14 protein-coding genes and 1 tRNA gene are annotated in these 16,481 nt (G+C 52.7%); 11 read left to right on the top strand and 4 right to left on the bottom strand.

Annotation, left to right across the window (positions count from 1 at the left end; genetic code table 11):
* Window positions 1-318: 318 nt before the first annotated feature.
* Together rph and rdgB are read left to right on the top strand one after the other, a co-directional pair.
* Complete coding sequence (rph, locus tag SBI19_RS07340) at window positions 319-1,062, top strand: ribonuclease PH (protein ID WP_317966541.1); 744 nt, start codon at window positions 319-321, stop codon at window positions 1,060-1,062.
* A complete protein-coding gene (rdgB, locus tag SBI19_RS07335; protein ID WP_317966539.1) occupies window positions 1,059-1,703 on the top strand; it encodes an RdgB/HAM1 family non-canonical purine NTP pyrophosphatase in 645 nt (214 codons plus the stop codon). The genes rph and rdgB overlap by 4 nt, the downstream gene beginning before the upstream one ends.
* Before the next feature lie 100 nt (window positions 1,704-1,803).
* On the opposite strand, the gene asnB is transcribed toward rdgB, so the two are convergent.
* Window positions 1,804-3,648, bottom strand: coding sequence for an asparagine synthase (glutamine-hydrolyzing) (gene asnB, locus SBI19_RS07330; RefSeq protein ID WP_317966537.1), 1,845 nt, complete (start codon window positions 3,646-3,648; stop codon window positions 1,804-1,806).
* Window positions 3,649-3,865: 217 nt separating this feature from the next.
* Between asnB and SBI19_RS07325 the strand changes: the two genes are divergently transcribed.
* The gene (locus SBI19_RS07325; protein WP_317966536.1) at window positions 3,866-4,249 is read left to right on the top strand and encodes a hypothetical protein; all 384 of its coding nucleotides are present in this window, start codon (window positions 3,866-3,868) and stop codon (window positions 4,247-4,249) included.
* Window positions 4,250-4,351: 102 nt separating this feature from the next.
* On the opposite strand, the gene SBI19_RS07320 is transcribed toward SBI19_RS07325, so the two are convergent.
* Genes SBI19_RS07320 through SBI19_RS07310 form a run of 3 tightly spaced genes read right to left on the bottom strand, consistent with a single transcriptional unit; the run spans window position 4,352 to window position 7,513 of the window.
* Window positions 4,352-5,389 (bottom strand): 2,3-diaminopropionate biosynthesis protein SbnB, encoded by a 1,038-nt coding sequence (locus SBI19_RS07320; protein WP_317966534.1) that lies wholly within the window; start codon window positions 5,387-5,389, stop codon window positions 4,352-4,354.
* Entirely contained in the window at window positions 5,328-6,335 is a 1,008-nt protein-coding gene (gene sbnA / locus SBI19_RS07315; protein WP_317966532.1) for a 2,3-diaminopropionate biosynthesis protein SbnA, read from the bottom strand. The genes SBI19_RS07320 and sbnA overlap by 62 nt, the downstream gene beginning before the upstream one ends.
* On the bottom strand, window positions 6,299-7,513 hold the full coding sequence (locus SBI19_RS07310; RefSeq protein ID WP_317966530.1) for an AMP-binding protein: 1,215 nt from the start codon (window positions 7,511-7,513) through the stop codon (window positions 6,299-6,301). The genes sbnA and SBI19_RS07310 overlap by 37 nt, the downstream gene beginning before the upstream one ends.
* A gap of 129 nt (window positions 7,514-7,642) precedes the next feature.
* Between SBI19_RS07310 and SBI19_RS07305 the strand changes: the two genes are divergently transcribed.
* From SBI19_RS07305 to ispG, 8 genes are all read left to right on the top strand, one after another.
* Complete coding sequence (locus SBI19_RS07305; protein ID WP_317966528.1) at window positions 7,643-8,389, top strand: YheC/YheD family protein; 747 nt, start codon at window positions 7,643-7,645, stop codon at window positions 8,387-8,389.
* A 135-nt stretch (window positions 8,390-8,524) separates the two neighbouring features.
* A complete protein-coding gene (locus tag SBI19_RS07300; protein WP_317966526.1) occupies window positions 8,525-9,856 on the top strand; it encodes a 5'-deoxyadenosine deaminase in 1,332 nt (443 codons plus the stop codon).
* 434 nt (window positions 9,857-10,290) lie between these two features.
* Window positions 10,291-10,364, top strand: a tRNA-Arg gene (locus tag SBI19_RS07295).
* 201 nt (window positions 10,365-10,565) lie between these two features.
* Window positions 10,566-11,594: a hypothetical protein gene (locus tag SBI19_RS07290; protein WP_317966524.1), complete on the top strand. Its 1,029-nt coding sequence runs from the start codon at window positions 10,566-10,568 to the stop codon at window positions 11,592-11,594.
* Window positions 11,595-11,684: 90 nt separating this feature from the next.
* Window positions 11,685-12,983 carry a trigger factor gene (gene tig, locus SBI19_RS07285; RefSeq protein ID WP_317966522.1) on the top strand — a complete coding sequence of 433 codons (1,299 nt, stop codon included), beginning with the start codon at window positions 11,685-11,687 and terminating at the stop codon, window positions 12,981-12,983.
* A 334-nt stretch (window positions 12,984-13,317) separates the two neighbouring features.
* Window positions 13,318-13,899 (top strand): ATP-dependent Clp endopeptidase proteolytic subunit ClpP, encoded by a 582-nt coding sequence (gene clpP, locus SBI19_RS07280; RefSeq protein WP_317966520.1) that lies wholly within the window; start codon window positions 13,318-13,320, stop codon window positions 13,897-13,899.
* A gap of 13 nt (window positions 13,900-13,912) precedes the next feature.
* Window positions 13,913-15,169: an ATP-dependent protease ATP-binding subunit ClpX gene (gene clpX / locus SBI19_RS07275; protein ID WP_317966518.1), complete on the top strand. Its 1,257-nt coding sequence runs from the start codon at window positions 13,913-13,915 to the stop codon at window positions 15,167-15,169.
* A 102-nt stretch (window positions 15,170-15,271) separates the two neighbouring features.
* Window positions 15,272-16,384 (top strand): flavodoxin-dependent (E)-4-hydroxy-3-methylbut-2-enyl-diphosphate synthase, encoded by a 1,113-nt coding sequence (gene ispG, locus SBI19_RS07270; RefSeq protein ID WP_317966516.1) that lies wholly within the window; start codon window positions 15,272-15,274, stop codon window positions 16,382-16,384.
* The last annotated feature ends 97 nt before the right edge of the window (window positions 16,385-16,481 follow it).

The following is a 16,481-nucleotide window of genomic DNA, read 5'->3' as shown; positions in this document are numbered from 1 at the left end:
GCATTACAAGTGGGGTAATCGGCATCGAATCTTGGATGAAGCTGCGACTTCCGGTTCTCACGTAGCAAATCACTACGCTCCGATCCTCATTCCCTGCTTGATCCAACCTTCTCGGTGCTGAAAACCGGATTTTTTGAACTTCAATTATACCGATCGCCAGATGGCTTCCAGGACAAAGTTCCTGCGAAGCCATCTTGTTGTGCTCAGCACATCCGGGAGCGAAGGTCGATTTTATCCAACGTGTCTGGTAAAATGGGGAAGGCAGTTAAAAGATGCTAAGCATCTATTTACGAAGCAAGCAATTTTAGGAGGACAAGCATGAGATCCGATGGGCGTCAACAAAATCAATTGCGGTCCGTTGTTATCACGACGGGCGTGAACAAATATGCAGAAGGATCAGTGGAGATTTCTTTCGGCGATACGAAGGTCATTTGCACGGCGACCGTGGAGGAGCGGGTTCCGCCTTTCATGAAGGGGCAGGGCAAAGGCTGGGTCACGGCGGAATATTCGATGCTGCCTCGCGCAACACAAACCCGCAACCAGCGTGAAGCCGCGAAGGGCAAGCTGGGCGGACGCACCATGGAAATTCAACGTCTGATCGGGCGCGCACTGCGTTCCGTCGTGGATCTCGCGGCGCTTGGCGAGCGGACGATTACATTGGACTGCGACGTTATTCAAGCGGATGGCGGTACGCGTACAACGTCGATTACCGGTGCATTCATCGCGATGGCGATTGCCATTCATAAGCTGTCGGAGAAACACAATTTCAGCCGTTACCCGATTACGGATTATCTCGCTTCTGTCAGCGTAGGGGTTATTAACGGGACACCGCTGCTCGATCTGAACTACGAGGAAGATTCGACGGCGAAGGTCGATATGAACGTCGTGATGACAGGGACTGGCCAGTTCGTTGAAGTGCAGGGCACCGGCGAAGATTCGCCATTTTCTAGACAAGAGCTCAATGATCTGCTGGCGTTGGCGGAGTCCGGTATCGGCGAGCTGATCAACAAGCAGCGCGAAGCGCTTGGAACGATCGGCGAGAAGATCGGGGGCAAAGCATGAGATTTGCGGTTGGACAAGTCGTTGTCGTCGCAACTGGCAATGCCGGCAAGGTGAAAGAATTCGCGCATGCATTCGCGGAGCTTGGCTTAGAGGTACGCAGCCTGCGTGACTACGAGGGCCTGCCGGAGATCGTGGAAGACGGGGAGACATTCCAAGCGAATGCCCGCAAGAAGGCGAAGATCATTGGCGACGCGCTCAATCTTCCTGTATTGGCCGATGATTCGGGTCTATGCGTCGATGCGCTTGACGGCGCCCCAGGTGTTTATTCCGCACGTTATGCCGGGGAAGGTGCGACGGATGCCGATAACAATGCGAAGCTTCTTCGCGAGTTGTCCAAGCTAGCAGGTGCACTAGGTGACGTGCCTGCTGCTGAAGCGCATGGCGTAACCTTATTCGGCGGTGGTCAATTCCGGTGCGCACTGGCGCTGTATGACCCGGCGGACGGGTCGTTCGTTGATGCGGAAGGCGCAGTAGAGGGCCGCATTCTTTCAAGTGCCAAAGGATCGGGCGGCTTCGGCTATGATCCGCTGTTCTGGCTGCCGGAGCTCGGCCGATCGATGGCAGAGCTCTCGACGGAAGAGAAGCAGGCAATCAGTCACCGCGGCGCAGCGCTTCGCGAGCTGTTGGCGAAGCTTCGGTAAATTAGTACATGAAAAAGGCTGTTCGATCGAGTCATTGTGAACCACATGACTTGGATCGAACAGCCTTTTTCTCAACCTATGTTATTTCACCTGCACCGCATTACCCGATAGAGACGTTATATTCACGCAGCCACAGATCGGTCTGCCACAAGTAGGCGAACAGCTGCGGTCCGCTCATCAACTGGCCGAACCATGGAATGTTCGAGCTTGCATCGGCCGACGCGGCAATCTCCCGCACCTTGTTCACATTAATGAGCTGGAGCAGCGGCGAGCTAGGATCATCCAGCACATTAAGCAGCTGGCTGCGCACTGCATCGAGATAGTTCGGATTATGCGTCTTCGGATAAGGGCTCTTCTTGCGCCAGAGCACGTCGTCGGGCAGAACGTTAGTCAGCGACTTGCGCAGGATCCCTTTCTCGCGAGCGCTTGCCGTCTTCGTCTCCCAGGGAATGTTGAACACATAATCGACAAGACGGTGATCGCAATACGGAACGCGCACCTCGAGACCAACCGCCATACTCATCCGATCCTTCCGGTCGAGCAGCGTCGGCATGAAGCGCGTAATGTTCAGATAGGACATAATACGCATCCGTTGCGCAGCCGCGTCTTCGCCATTCAGATGCGGCACCTCTGCAACTGCATCGGCGTAACGGTCGGCCAAATATTGCTGAGGCTTAAGCCAGTCGGCGATTTCCGGATTGAGCAGATCCGCTCGCATGCCGGTAGCCAGCGACCAAGGGAATGTATTGGCGTTTAACGCTTCATCGCGATGGAACCAAGGGTAGCCGCCGAAAATTTCATCTGCCGCCTCGCCTGACAGAGCGACGGTCGCTCCTTTCTTAATTTCCCTGCAGAAAAGCAGCAGGGAAGCGTCGACGTCCGCCATACCCGGCAGATCGCGTGCGAGCGTGGCCGCACGCAGAGCATCTACCAGCTCATCCGTATCGAATTGGATGTTGTGATGTATGGTGCCGAGATGCTCGCTCATTCGCTTGATCCACGGAGCATCCGCATTCGGCTGGAAAGCATGCGCCTTGAAGTGTTTATCATTATCGACATAGTCTACGGAATACGTATGGATATTGCCCTGTCCCGTGCCTTGATAATAACGGACCGCAAGCGCAGTGAGCGCGCTTGAGTCAAGTCCGCCGGACAGCAGCGTGCATACGGGCACGTCGGAGACGAGCTGGCGTTCCACCGTATCCTGCAGCAGTTCGCCTACTCGCGCTGCCGTTGCATCGACATCGTCTGTATGCGGCCGGCTTTCCAGCTTCCAATAAGTGCGAATGGAATTGCCTTCGCGTCTTACGGTCATACATTGTCCAGGACGCAGCTCGCGGAGCTGCTTGTAGACGCCGTGGCCTGGCGTTCGCGCTGGTCCGACAATGAAGATCTCGGCTAATCCTTCGGCACCTACGCGCGCAGGCACTTCGTCATGCGCAAGTATCGCTTTGGGCTCGGATCCGAACATGAACTTGCCTTCTCCCTCGCTATAGAAGAGCGGCTTGACGCCAAGCCGGTCCCGCGCAAGGAACAGATGCTGTTCTGCGGAATCCCAGATTGCGAAGGCGAATATGCCATTGAATCGTTCGATGCACGCTTTGCCCCATTCCATATAAGCGACCAGCAGCACCTCAGTATCGCAGTTCGTCGTAAACGTTCTGCCTCTGCTCTCCAGATCTGCCCGCAGCTCCAGCGCATTATACAACTCGCCGTTATAGACGATTACGCATTTCCGCTCGCCCTCATTGCGAATCATCGGCTGCGCACCATTCTCCGGATCGATGACGGACAGCCTGCGATGCCCGAGGCCGCAATGGGATGATATCCATGTACCCGCTGCATCCGGACCACGAGGGGCCAACGTTTCTGTCATCCGTTCGAGCTGCTCGCTGAATTGCGTCAGATCACGGCTCCAATCGATCCAACCGGTAATACCACACATACTAATTCATCCCTCTCTCCAGGATGTTGTTTGTTGTTGCTCGCTCGTCCGCATCCTGCGGTTCAACTGGCACAAGGGCCGGGGGGAACGGCAGTTGTCTATTTTGTCGAGATAATACCAGTTATATGCGGAAATATAGGATAAAATGTCTGTCCATAGGGGGAAGCTAGAGAAGAGTGTCCGTCATCCGGACGAGGAAGGAAGGGGGCTATTCCTGATGTCGCACAACAACCATACCCATTACAATGGCCATAATCACGATCGCAGCCATGATCACGCTGCGGGTGATGCTGGCGAACGCCGAACCTATTATGTATCCGTAGGTGCAGGGCAAGTGCTCGAGGATCAGCATGCAGCCTCTTACGAGCTTGTCATTGAGGCGAATGCGGACGAGGTGAACAAGCTGAAGGAGCTGTTCGGCGAATATTCGAGCATGGACGAAGCCGAAGCGTTCCATTTTACCCGCCATCCGTATGAGACCAACGACGATCGTGCGTTGAGCGGGGGAACCAACGCGATTATTAATCAAATTTACAATCTGCTGCATGAGTTGGGGACCGCAGAGACGCGGCAGTTTATCGAAGAGAACCATTTGGGGTAATGGAGTAATTAAGAAAGGCTACCAACCGATGCTCAGCGAACGCTGATTTCGGTTGGCAGCCTTGTTTCTTATAAGTTCGAGTTCAACGATCTCTATAAGGGGCTATTTCAATTCGAGTCCGATTCCTCTGTCTCGTGCAAGTTCGACCGTGTAGGCGGCTACGGCGATATCGAAGATCGCCATGCCCATCGGGCTGAACAAGAGTGAGCCTTCCTTCGGCATCGATAGCAGCTTGTCGCCAAATACAGCTTCCGAGAGCGCAATTGTCTGCTCCCTCTCCAAACCGGCTGTCAGATGCATCTGCTCGATATCGGTATTCTCGCGGCAAATCTCGTCCCAATCATCGACGACGATCGTTTCGATTGAGGAGAGCGCCGAAGGCTGATAGTCTCGCAAGGATACATGAAGCAGAAGGCTGCCAGGTGAAGGAGGGGCATCGATATAGCGGCTGCCGGAAACGGTGCACGTTAAGATAATGTCCGATCCGCAGTAAGCTTCTTCCCAGTTGGCAGCGACCGCTCCAGCGCTGCCTGCGGTCGACGCTGCTTGGCGTGCACGATCCGGAGACAAATCATAAGTTGTCAGTTTCCCAAGCCGCGAGCCAAGAATGACCGTCAACATTCGAGCATGCCATTGACCGATTGGACCGCAGCCGATGAGTCCTACGTTGAGCGGTCGGTCATGGTGTTGGCCCGGCAGCTCCAGCCATCGTCTTAGCATCACTGCGCTGACAGCTGCTGTTCGCATGATGCTCAGCAACGGACTATTGATGAATGCGACCGGCTGGCCTGTTGCCGCATCGTTGAGTACGACGACGCTGTGCGCGCGAGGAATGCCGAAGGATGGATTCGTTGGGAAGCTGGCAATCCATTTGATGCCGGCTGCATTGAAGGCTCCGCCGATATAGGCAGGCATTGCAATGATTCGGTTGGCAGGGTTCTTGAAACGCAAATAGGGCTTAAGCGGCTGGACATAATCGCCGGCGGACATGCTGGACAACGCATTCGTGACCGTATCGGCCAATCTGCTCCAATCTGCTCCAAGCGCGAGCAGATCCTCTTCGTTCAAATACAGCATATCAGCGCTCAGCTGCCAATCTTGCCGCTGCTTCTTCGCCGAAGCATTTCTTGACCCATTCATCGCTGTATACCGTATCGAGATAACGGTCGCCGCGATCGGCCAGAATCATGACGACATTAGCGCCTGACGGCAGTTGATCAAGTCTTCTTCCCAGTGCGGTCACGACGCCTCCGGCTGAACCGCCGACCATAATCGATTCCTTGCGAAGCAATCGTCTGCAACCGCTGACACAGTCCAGATCGCTTACGGTTTCATGTCCGTCTGCAAGACCTGGTGCGAACAATGGCGGTACAATGCCAGCTCCAAGCCCTGGCAGACGCCGGCTTCCCGGGCCGCCGAATATAACGCTGCCCGCTGCGTCGACGCCAATAACAGCTGTGCCCAGCCCGTTATTGCGAACATAGTCGGCCATGCCGCGCAGGCTGCCGCAGCTGCTTACACCGACGAGCAGCATATCGATCCGGCCGATGGCAGCTTCGATTTCTGGCATCGTCGTATCACGATGGGCAGCGGCGTTGAATTCGTTCCCATATTGATTCGGCCAGAATGCATCGCCAATCTGCCGTACCAATTCATTCACTCGAGCGATTCGAGCAGGGAGGAACTCGCCTGTTGCTGGATCCGGTTCGGTTACATAGTTGATCTCTGCGCCGTAAGAGCGAATGATGCGCAAATTCGTCTCCGCTGTGCGAGGATCGACGACACAGATGAAACGCAGGCCAAGAATGCCGCATATCATGGCAAGCGAGATGGCCATGTTGCCAGAGCTGGACTCTATAATTGTTGTACTCGGACCAACCTTGCCTGCCGCGATCGCTTCACGCATCATTCGCAGCGCTGGACGGTCTTTGGCGCTTCCGCCGGGGTTATACATTTCAAGCTTGGCATAAATGTTCGCATGTGCATCCGGATATAGTCGGCGCAGCGGCACGAGCGGCGTTCCGCCGATAAGACGAAGAACACCGGTTTCTAGCTGCTCGATTCGGAATCGGTTAGACGATGCCATTTTTTTTGCTTCACACTCCCTTGGGGCAATTCGCTCTCGCTGGTGGCTAGAACCATTTCGATTCTTGGCAGCATGCCGCCGCGAATCATGTCTCCGATCTCCGGCACTTTCCGTTGGATTTCTTCCTCTATTCGTTGTGCTGTCTCTGGCGTTGCATCAGGGCCATGCAAATAAACGACGAGCCGATTGCCATCCGATGCGGCTCGCGCTTGGATGCGGGTGGCATGTGCGAATACAGCGGCTTCGATATCGTGAATGCTGATTTTCTCGCCGTGCTTGAGCTCCGGTCCGATTCGTCTCACGATCGCCTCGAATGTTGCCGTTGTTCCATCCTCTCCGCTTCTCTTGAAACCTCTAACGACATCGCCAGTCGCGAAACGAATAGCAGGAAAGGCTGCGCGCATGGTCGAGGTCAATACGAGCGCTCCCTCATCGGGCGCCAGTGAATCATGCAAGCCTAACGCAGCAGGTTCCGCGATTTCTGCGCTAATGCCATCAACGAGCCGATAAAAGCCAGCCTCGTGATCGAACCACGCAATCGTGCCGACTTCGATCGATCCAAACGTGTCAATGACATCGGCTTCCGACAGGCCGAAGCTCGCTGCCATCGCGCTGCGCCACTGCGGCGATGCGGGTTCGCCAACGGTAACGATGCAGCGAATACCGAGTGCTGCGGGATTGTCGAGCGCGCAGACGAGCCGGTCTAGCAGTGAAGGCATCGTATAGAGCAGGTCAGGCCGAACCGTGGTCAAACGCTCGACATGTACGTCTAGCGGTTCGTTGTAGGCGACCCCTTCTGCCTCCCATCCGAGCGTACGGAACACATCGAGCGCTGTAGCGGCAGCATGTCCAGTGCCCATATCAGCAAGTGCCCGCCTAATGGGACGATTACCGGCGAGCTCGGCGAATAGACGGACTTTCACTTGCAAGTAGCGGCGTTCATCGGCATGAGAATACTGGATCGCCTTTCGAGCGCCGCCGCTCGTTCCCGAAGTGCGATAGACGAAGTGATCCTCTGGTGCTGGAGCGCTGTAGTAGTGCTTTTCTAACAGCTCTGCAGTCATATAGGGCGGCTCGCTGGCGGCTGAGCTATCGCGATCGTATTGCAATAGCTTGGCATACCAAGGAAATTGGCGCGCGTAAAAAGCGGCCAGCCTTTTAAGATGTCGATTTTTCAAGCACATTCCTCCCCGATTGGATATCTTATGCCAGTCCGATTGGACCTGCATGGGCTTGCGCACACGATGGGACCACCTATATGACATATGCTATAGAAACCATCCCTTTAGCGGAGGCGACCTACGATCATGGTGAAGTTCGACCATAACAAAATGAGAAAAACACGAATCCTGCTCGGTGATCCTCATGTACGGGCAGCGATTCCGAAGACGGTAACCTTGTCGGCCTCCAGCTTGAAACGGATGCTTGGAACGTACGGTACCGTCTATGTGAAGCCTAATGTCGGTGCATTAGGCGTTGGCGTTATGCGTGTTCGAATGCTGGCAGCGAATAAGTATGAGTGGCGTTATAAGCTGCAGCGCAAGAATGTTTCTTCTATTAGTCAACTGATTGCCTTGATTCGCTCGTATAAAAAATCGGGCAGCTACCTCGTGCAGCGCGGGATCAATCTGATGAAGTATCGCGGCAGCAGATTCGACTTGCGCGTCGTAACGCAGCGTAGAAATTCGCAAGATGCTTGGCGGGTCACAGGCGTTCTCGCTCGTGTAGCAGCGCCTGGTAGAATCGTAACGAACGGCAGCCAAGGCGCGTCGATTCACCCGTACCAGCAAGTATTTGGTGCGAATATGTCTGCGAGTAAGACCGGTATGCTCAAGGGCTCGATTGATCATCTTGCACTGCGGATCGCGAAACGTTATACCCTCACGTATACCAAATGTATCGAGCTTGGGTTGGACATTGCCGTAGACGATAAGCGTCGTATCTGGCTGCTGGAAGTGAACACGAGGCCGCAGATCAAACCATTCACGCGGCTGAATGATCTCTCCATGTATCGCACGATTATGGCTTATAGGGGCAAGAACAAGGGTAATTGATACTGGTTTCGCGAAGGCAATTGGAGCGTTGATATCGGATAGGAATTGTGTCCTAAGATATTGGCGCTCCTTTTGCTGCATAGCTTACAATATTAGGATAAAGGTTGGATGATCCATAAGCGGGAGGGGAAACGCTTGGGGAATACGTTAATACGGGATGCTAGTATCGTAACGATGAATGCCGCAGGAGCAATTATTCGTGGTGATGTTCGAATAACGGATGATCGAATCGTGGGCATAGGCAATGAGGATGAGCATTTTGTACCCGATGAGGTTGTGGAGGCGAAGGGACGCTTGCTTCTGCCTGGCTTCATCCAGACGCATGTGCATCTGTGCCAGACCTTGTTTCGCGGCAGAGCGGATGATATGGAGCTGATGGATTGGCTTCGGACTCGAATCTGGCCGCTGGAAGCTGCTCATGACGATGAATCGGTATACATATCGGCGATGCTCGGCATCGGCGAGTTGATTCAGAGCGGGACAACGACACTGCTGGATATGGAGACGGTGCATCATACCGATGCGGCATTCCGAGCGATGGCCCAGAGCGGTATTCGTGCGATCAGCGGCAAAGTGATGATGGACCGAACGAGTGACGATATTCCAATCGCTCTGCAAGAGGATACGGATCGTTCGCTGGCCGACAGCGTGGCACTGCTAGACCGATGGCACGGTTATGATGGCGGACGGCTGCAGTATGCCTTTTGCCCCCGATTCGTTGTATCTTGCACCGAACGTCTGTTAGTCGAAGTGCGTGACTTGGCTGAACGGCGCAACGTGCTTATTCATACGCATGCGTCGGAGAATAAAGGCGAAATCGAACTGGTCGAACGGGAGACGGGCATGCGGAACATCGTCTATTTGGATCATCTTGGCCTTGCTTCTCCCCGATTGGTATTAGCGCATTCGATCTGGCTTGATGACATGGAACGCGCGATTATTCGGCGGACGGGGACAAAGGTTACCCATTGCCCGGGGTCGAATCTGAAGCTTGCATCCGGCATCGCTTCCATACCGGGACTGCTGAGCAGCGGCGTGCAAGTTGGTATTGGCGCAGATGGGGCACCTTGCAACAACAACCTGGATATGTTCCAGGAGATGAAGCTGACAGCGATGATTCATAAAGTACAGCATGGCCCTACCGCAATGGATGCAAGGACCGTGCTGCGAATGGCGACGATAGGTGGAGCCGAAGTGCTTGGGCTGGAGCGGGAGATTGGTTCGATCGAGGTTGGCAAGAAGGCAGATCTGGTGCTGCTCGACTTGAACAAATTTCACGCCTTTCCTTCTTATGAAGCGGACCTTTATTCGAGAATCGTATATGCGGCTGGACGCGGCGATGTGGATACGGTGTGGATCGACGGGCGCGTTGTGATGCGAGCAAGAGTGATGAAGACAATCGATGAGTCCGCTGTCTTGCATGAGTCTGATGCTGCGATAAGCCGATTGCTTGGCAGAATGGCATAAAATAAAGCAACCCGTCTTCAATAAGGCGGGTTGCTTGTTTGGCTCACAATTGCAGAGCGGCTCTGCATCCACAATTAACATTAACCTTACGAGCGGCGAAACTTATTATTTCTACGCTTATGCAACGTCTTCCAGTGCTAACTTCAGCTATCCTTCCTTCATCTACGTTAAGGAACAGCGGCGAATATTGAAACGGAAATGGACAATTCGCTTTCAAAAAACGTTATTTTCATCAAAAACACATCCTTCCGAGTTTGTTCTGCCGTTGGCCAACGATAAACCTAATATAACAATAGATTGCATTTATGTCATTTAATTAACATAAATGCTAATTTAGAGGGTTGTTAAAGAAAAATTCGCTCACACAATTTGCTAAAAAGTTGAGAAAAGGCATTGCGCTGACGAGATCTGCTATGCTATGATAAAAGCCTCGTGTCCCGGTAGCTCAGCAGGATAGAGCAACGGCCTTCTAAGCCGTCGGTCGGGGGTTCGAATCCCTTCCGGGACGTTCTTCATTGAATGTCGGTATCCTCGGATACTTTCCTAAACGTCTGATGCCTTGATTTTTAAGGCTATCGGGCGTTTTTTGGTTTCTGAATGATTCATCAGCCAATGTTTTCGTACCCAAACTTCACTTTGATTCGTTTAAAGCACTTAAAAAACGGACAGTACTGCAATAGTGAACTTTCGGCTGCAGTGAGAGATAAGATTGGGGCTTCGTGTGTTTCACCGCACGGCATGGTATAATGAACCAAAGTTTGGCGAAGCCGACCCGTTGTTTCGGTTTTCCCCATTGCAAGGCGGTGCTATCATTACGAATAACGAAGAACCACAGGAAGGCAATCGAGATAACGTTTATTTATTTCCTAGCATGCTCGATCATTATCAGATCCAATTGACGCACATGCTGGAGGCTGAGCAGTATGGCGAGGCTAAGAAGCTGATTCGCTTTCTTCTTCAATGCAAAGGCGAAGACGAGCGGCACTATGAGGAATGGGGCAACCTGCTCTCATGGCTGGATGTCGCTTTCCCGGAAGGCGCCGGAGAGCTGTTTGTTGAGGAAGAGGATGAAGAAGAAGAGATGCGCCGCAGTGCGTTGAAGCCAAGCGAGCTGGACGAGTCCTACGTCAAGCAGGTGCTGCACATTATTCAGCATCACCCGATGCCCGATCAGCAGATGCTTGCGCTTGAGCGTGCTATTCATCTGGATCATCCAGATGTAGCTCCTGCGATTATGGAATGGCTGTCCACCGAGGCGGTTCATCCCGCGGTACAATTCAAGGCGCTGCAATGCTTGAAGCGTCATGGCGCATCGGGGACGATTACGCTTAATCGAATGGACGAACGGGTTGATCTCGACATTGAGAGCACGCCGCTGTCATTAGAAGAGTTTCCCGATCCCGTCATTCAGGCACTTGAGCGGGTGGAATCATCTGTGGATTCCGATGATCCGACGCTGCCTCATTTTGCGCGCGAGTTATGGAAAGATTTGCTTCAATATTTATATGGCACTTCGGCGTACCGTCGAATGCTGGAAAATGAAACCTATAATATTGACTGCTGGGCGGCGGCGCTGCACCTAACGCTGCTCATTACCGTATACGGTAAAGCCGATGATGACGCGACCCGCGAGGCGTACGGCATTTCTGAGCCCATGCGCTTCAGTTATGAGCAGGCGTGCCGTGCACTTCGACAAGTAATAGGGTACGGTCCATTTGGGGGCAGTTACGAGTCTTGATAATTAGCTGGATGTTGATTATAATAGAATGGTTTATTAAACGTGAGATTTTCGCATTGAGTTGCGTAATGTTGGAGGGGACTGCAAGCCATGACAGCTACTTGGGAAAAAATAGACACGAATCTGGTTTCGCTCAGCGTTGAGGTTGAAGCGGAACGAGTTAATGAGGCGCTAGATAAAGCGTTCAAGAAAGTGGTTCAGAAAGTTAACGTTCCAGGCTTCCGCAAAGGCAAAGTGCCGCGCGCGATGTTCGAGAAACGTTTTGGCGTTGAATCGCTGTATCAAGACGCAGTAGACATCCTGCTGCAAGAAGTATACCCGCAAGCAATCGAAGAAACGGGCATCATTCCTGTTGACCGTCCTGACATCGATGTACAGCAATTCGCGAAAGGCCAATCGTTCAAGTTCACTGCGAAAGTAACGGTTAAGCCGGAAGTGAAACTCGGCGAGTACAAAGGTATTGAAGTACCAGCAGCAGAAGCAGCAGTTTCCGAAGAGGAAATCGGCGAAGAACTGAACCGTCTGCAACAGCGTCACGCTGAGCTGAACGTTGTTGACGAAGGTACGGTTGAGAACGGCGATATCGCTGTTATCGACTTCGACGGTTATGTCGACGGCGTTGCATTCGAAGGCGGCAAGAGCGAGCGTTATTCGCTCGAGATCGGCTCCGGTTCGTTCATCCCAGGCTTCGAAGATCAAGTGATCGGCATGGGCACAGGCGACTTCAAGGACGTAGAAGTTACGTTCCCAGAGAGCTACCATGCGGACAACCTGGCTGGTAAAGCAGCTGTATTCAAAGTGAAACTGCACGAAATCAAACGCAAGAGCCTGCCGGCGCTTGACGATGAGTTCGCGAAGGACGTATCCGAATTCGATACGCTCGCTGAGTTCAAGCAAGATCTCGAAGGCAAACTGAAAGAGCGCAAAGTGAAAGAAGCTGAAGGCGCTCGTGAAGCAGCTGTCGTTGAGAAAGCGGCAGAAGCGGCTGAAGTTGTTATCCCTGAAGCTATGATCGGTACGGAAACGGACTACATGCTGAAGGACTTCGAGAACCGTCTGCGCATGCAAGGCATGAACCTTGAGCTGTACTTCCAATTCTCCGGCCAGAACGAAGCTATGCTTCGCGAGCAAATGAAGGGCGACGCTGAGAAACGCGTTCGCAACAACCTCGTGCTCGAAGCAATCGCGAAGGCAGAGAACATCGCAGTATCCGATGAAGAAGTTAGCGCAGAGCTCGAGACGCTTGCTAAAGCGTACAATCGCCCAGCGGAAGAGCTGCGTGAAATCTTCACGCGCAATGGCAACTTGGACAACCTGAAGGATGACATTGCAGTTCGCAACACGGTTAAATTCCTTCTTGAAAACAGCAAAGAAGCAGTTAACGCCTAAGGCATTACATGCCGGCCCTGGCTTCATATGAGAGTAAGGCACGTTCTTTGAAACGTGCCTTATTTTTCCACTAGCATACATACCTAATAAATTTAGTACATACATATCGCTGCAACTTATTGCAGCACTCGCGCGTAACATAAATAAGTGTGCGTTCATCAAGTTCGGTTAAAGAGGGGCTTGTGAACTGCCTCTATAAGGCTATTCCCCGTACATATCGGCAGTGCCACGTCGTATACTGTAGTATCGACTGTTACTTCAAAAATGACAGCCGCGCAGCGACGTGATAATATAAGGAAGTAACCATTCCGCCTAAAGAAAGAAGGTTGGTCGCATGAATTTAGTACCGATCGTAGTCGAACAGACGAATCGTGGAGAACGTTCTTACGATATTTATTCAAGGCTGTTAAAGGACAGGATCATTTTTCTCGGCAGCGCAATAGATGATGATGTTGCAAACTCTATAATCGCTCAGCTGCTATTCCTGGCGGCCGACGATCCTGAGAAGGACATTCATCTGTACATTAACTCGCCGGGCGGTTCAGTCACCGCTGGTATGGGTATATTTGATACAATGCAGTTCATTAAGCCGGACGTCTCGACGATCTGCGTCGGCATGGCTGCAAGCATGGGTTCGCTTCTGCTTACTGCAGGCGCGAAAGGCAAGCGCTTCGCGCTGCCGAACAGCGAAGTCATGATCCATCAGCCGCTTGGCGGCGTTCGCGGTCAAGCTTCGGACATTAAGATTCACGCTGATTGGATCATTAAGACGAAGCAGAAGCTGAATCAGATTTATGTAGAGCGCACAGGTCAGCCGTATGAGAAGATCGAGCGCGATACCGATCGTGACAACTTCCTGTCAGCAGAAGAAGCCGTAGCGTACGGTTTGATTGATAAGGTGGTAACGTCACTATAGAAAGGGTGATTCTATGTTTAAATTCAACGATGAGAAAGGCCAGCTGAAATGCTCGTTCTGCGGCAAATCGCAGGAGCAGGTTCGGAAGCTTGTCGCCGGTCCCGGCGTTTATATATGCGACGAATGCATCGAGCTGTGCACGGAAATCGTAGAAGAGGAGCTCGGCCATGAGGAAGAGCTCGATCTGAAAGATATTCCGAAGCCCAAAGACATTCGTGCCATTCTTGACTCCTACGTTATCGGTCAAGACAGCGCGAAGAAGTCGCTTGCTGTAGCGGTTTACAACCACTACAAACGCATCAATTCGCAGAACAAGCTGGAAGACGTAGAGCTGCAGAAGAGTAACATTCTTCTCGTAGGTCCTACCGGATCTGGTAAGACGCTGCTCGCGCAGACGATGGCGAAGATTCTGAACGTACCGTTCGCGATTGCGGATGCAACATCGCTGACGGAAGCCGGTTATGTCGGCGAAGACGTTGAGAACATTTTGCTCAAGCTGATTCAAGCGGCTGATTATGATGTGGAGAAAGCGGAACGCGGCATTATCTACATCGACGAGATTGATAAAGTAGCTCGCAAATCCGAGAACCCATCGATTACACGCGACGTTTCGGGCGAAGGCGTACAACAGGCGCTGCTGAAAATTCTCGAAGGTACGGTCGCTTCCGTACCGCCGCAAGGTGGACGCAAGCATCCGCATCAAGAGTTCATTCAGATCGATACGACGAACATTCTGTTCATCTGCGGCGGTGCGTTCGACGGTCTGGAGCAGCTGATCAAACGGAGAATCGGCAAGAAAGTTATCGGCTTCAACACGGCTGGTGACAGCAGCAAAGAGCTGAAGCCAGGCGAGTACCTGTCGATGGTGCTGCCAGAAGACTTGCTCAAATTCGGACTTATTCCCGAGTTTGTTGGTCGTCTGCCGGTTATCTCCTCGCTGGAGCCACTCGATGAGGAGACGCTCGTTCGTATTCTCTCCGAGCCTAAGAACGCGCTCGTCAAGCAGTATCAGAAGCTGCTTGAGATGGACAATGTGAAGCTTGAATTCGAGAAGGGCGCACTGGAAGCGATCGCCCGCGAAGCGATCAAGCGGAACACAGGCGCACGCGGACTTCGCGCGATTATCGAGGGCATTATGCTCGAGGTCATGTACGAAGTGCCATCCCGCGATGACGTGAGCAACTGCCTCATCACGGAGCAGGTTGTGAACGAGAAGATTATGCCGGAATTGACGCCTAAGAAGGGCAAGAAGAAAGAAGAGAGCGCCTAAACGCTAGGCGATCCATATATTACCGTCGGAGTTTCCACCCGTTATGCGGCTTTTTGGGCTGTCTGACGGGTGGACTTTGACGTTCATGGGAGAGAAGGGCTCATGTATTTACGCAAGGATACGGTGCCGGTTAAGGTTGGTCCACTGACGATCGGCGGCAGCGACGAAGTCATCATTCAAAGTATGTGTACGACGAAGACAGCAGACGTTGAAGCGACAGTTGCAGAGATTTTGCGATTGGAAGAAGCGGGCTGCCAGATCGTTCGCGTAACGGTCAACAACAAGGAAGCGGCGGAAGCGATCAAAGAAATTAAGAAGCGGATTCATATTCCGCTCGTCGCCGACATCCACTTCGACTATCGTCTTGCATTGCTTTCGATCGAGAATGGCATTGATAAAGTACGTATCAATCCGGGGAATATCGGTCGCCGCGAGAAGATTGAAGCTGTCGTGAAAGCTTGTAAGGAGAAAGGGATTCCGATTCGAATTGGCGTTAACGCTGGTTCGCTGGAGAACCATCTGCTGGAGAAGTACGGTTATCCGACGCCTGAAGCAATGGTTGAGAGCGCTCTGTTCCATATCGGTATTCTCGAGGAGCTTGATTTCCACGATATTATCGTGTCGCTCAAAGCATCTGACGTGCCGATGGCGATTGCGGCTTATTCGATGGCTGCAGAGAAAATCAAATATCCGCTTCACCTTGGCATTACGGAAGCAGGTACGCTCCATACAGGCACGATCAAGAGCTCTGCAGGTATCGGCGCATTGCTCGCAATGGGCATCGGCAACACCGTGCGTATCAGTCTGAGTGCCGATCCGGTAGAAGAAGTGAAGGTTGCACGCGAGCTGCTGAAGACGTTTGGTCTCATCACGAACGCAGCGACACTCATCTCTTGCCCAACATGCGGCCGTCTTGATATCGACCTGTTCTCCATTGCGAATGAGGTAGAAGAGTACATCTCGAAGATTAAAGTGCCGATCAAAGTATCCGTGCTCGGCTGTGCCGTTAACGGTCCAGGCGAGGCGCGCGAAGCAGATATCGGCATTGCAGGCGCTCGCGGAGAAGGCATGTTGTTCCGCTATGGCGAGATGATCCGTAAAGTGCCGGAAGCCGAGCTGCTGTCCGAACTGAAGAAAGAAATCGACGAAATCGTACGCGTCTTCGAAGCGACTGGCGAAATTCCAGGTCGCAAACAGCACGCACCGGTCAAATAGGACATAAATGCGTGTTCAAAAAGTTCGGTTTTCAGCACCGAGAAGGTTGGATCAAGCGGGGAATGAGGATCGGAGCGTAGTGTAGTGTAGTGCTGCG

The sequence above is a fragment of the Paenibacillus sp. CCS19 genome (assembly GCF_033239625.1).
GTDB lineage: Bacteria > Bacillota > Bacilli > Paenibacillales > Paenibacillaceae > Paenibacillus_T.
Note: the sequence above shows the minus strand (reverse complement) of the source record. Positions and strands in the feature narration are given on the sequence as shown.

Excerpts from the sequence above, each read along its gene's own strand:
- rph (WP_317966541.1), top strand. The coding sequence starts at position 319 with ATGAGATCCGATGGGCGTCAACAAAATCAATTGCGGTCCGTTGTTATC.
- rdgB (WP_317966539.1), top strand. The coding sequence starts at position 1,059 with ATGAGATTTGCGGTTGGACAAGTCGTTGTCGTCGCAACTGGCAATGCC.
- asnB (WP_317966537.1), bottom strand. The coding sequence starts at position 3,648 with ATGTGTGGTATTACCGGTTGGATCGATTGGAGCCGTGATCTGACGCAA.
- SBI19_RS07325 (WP_317966536.1), top strand. The coding sequence starts at position 3,866 with ATGTCGCACAACAACCATACCCATTACAATGGCCATAATCACGATCGC.
- SBI19_RS07320 (WP_317966534.1), bottom strand. The coding sequence starts at position 5,389 with ATGAATGGGTCAAGAAATGCTTCGGCGAAGAAGCAGCGGCAAGATTGG.
- sbnA (WP_317966532.1), bottom strand. The coding sequence starts at position 6,335 with ATGGCATCGTCTAACCGATTCCGAATCGAGCAGCTAGAAACCGGTGTT.
- SBI19_RS07305 (WP_317966528.1), top strand. The coding sequence starts at position 7,643 with ATGGTGAAGTTCGACCATAACAAAATGAGAAAAACACGAATCCTGCTC.
- tig (WP_317966522.1), top strand. The coding sequence starts at position 11,685 with ATGACAGCTACTTGGGAAAAAATAGACACGAATCTGGTTTCGCTCAGC.
- clpP (WP_317966520.1), top strand. The coding sequence starts at position 13,318 with ATGAATTTAGTACCGATCGTAGTCGAACAGACGAATCGTGGAGAACGT.
- clpX (WP_317966518.1), top strand. The coding sequence starts at position 13,913 with ATGTTTAAATTCAACGATGAGAAAGGCCAGCTGAAATGCTCGTTCTGC.
- ispG (WP_317966516.1), top strand. The coding sequence starts at position 15,272 with ATGTATTTACGCAAGGATACGGTGCCGGTTAAGGTTGGTCCACTGACG.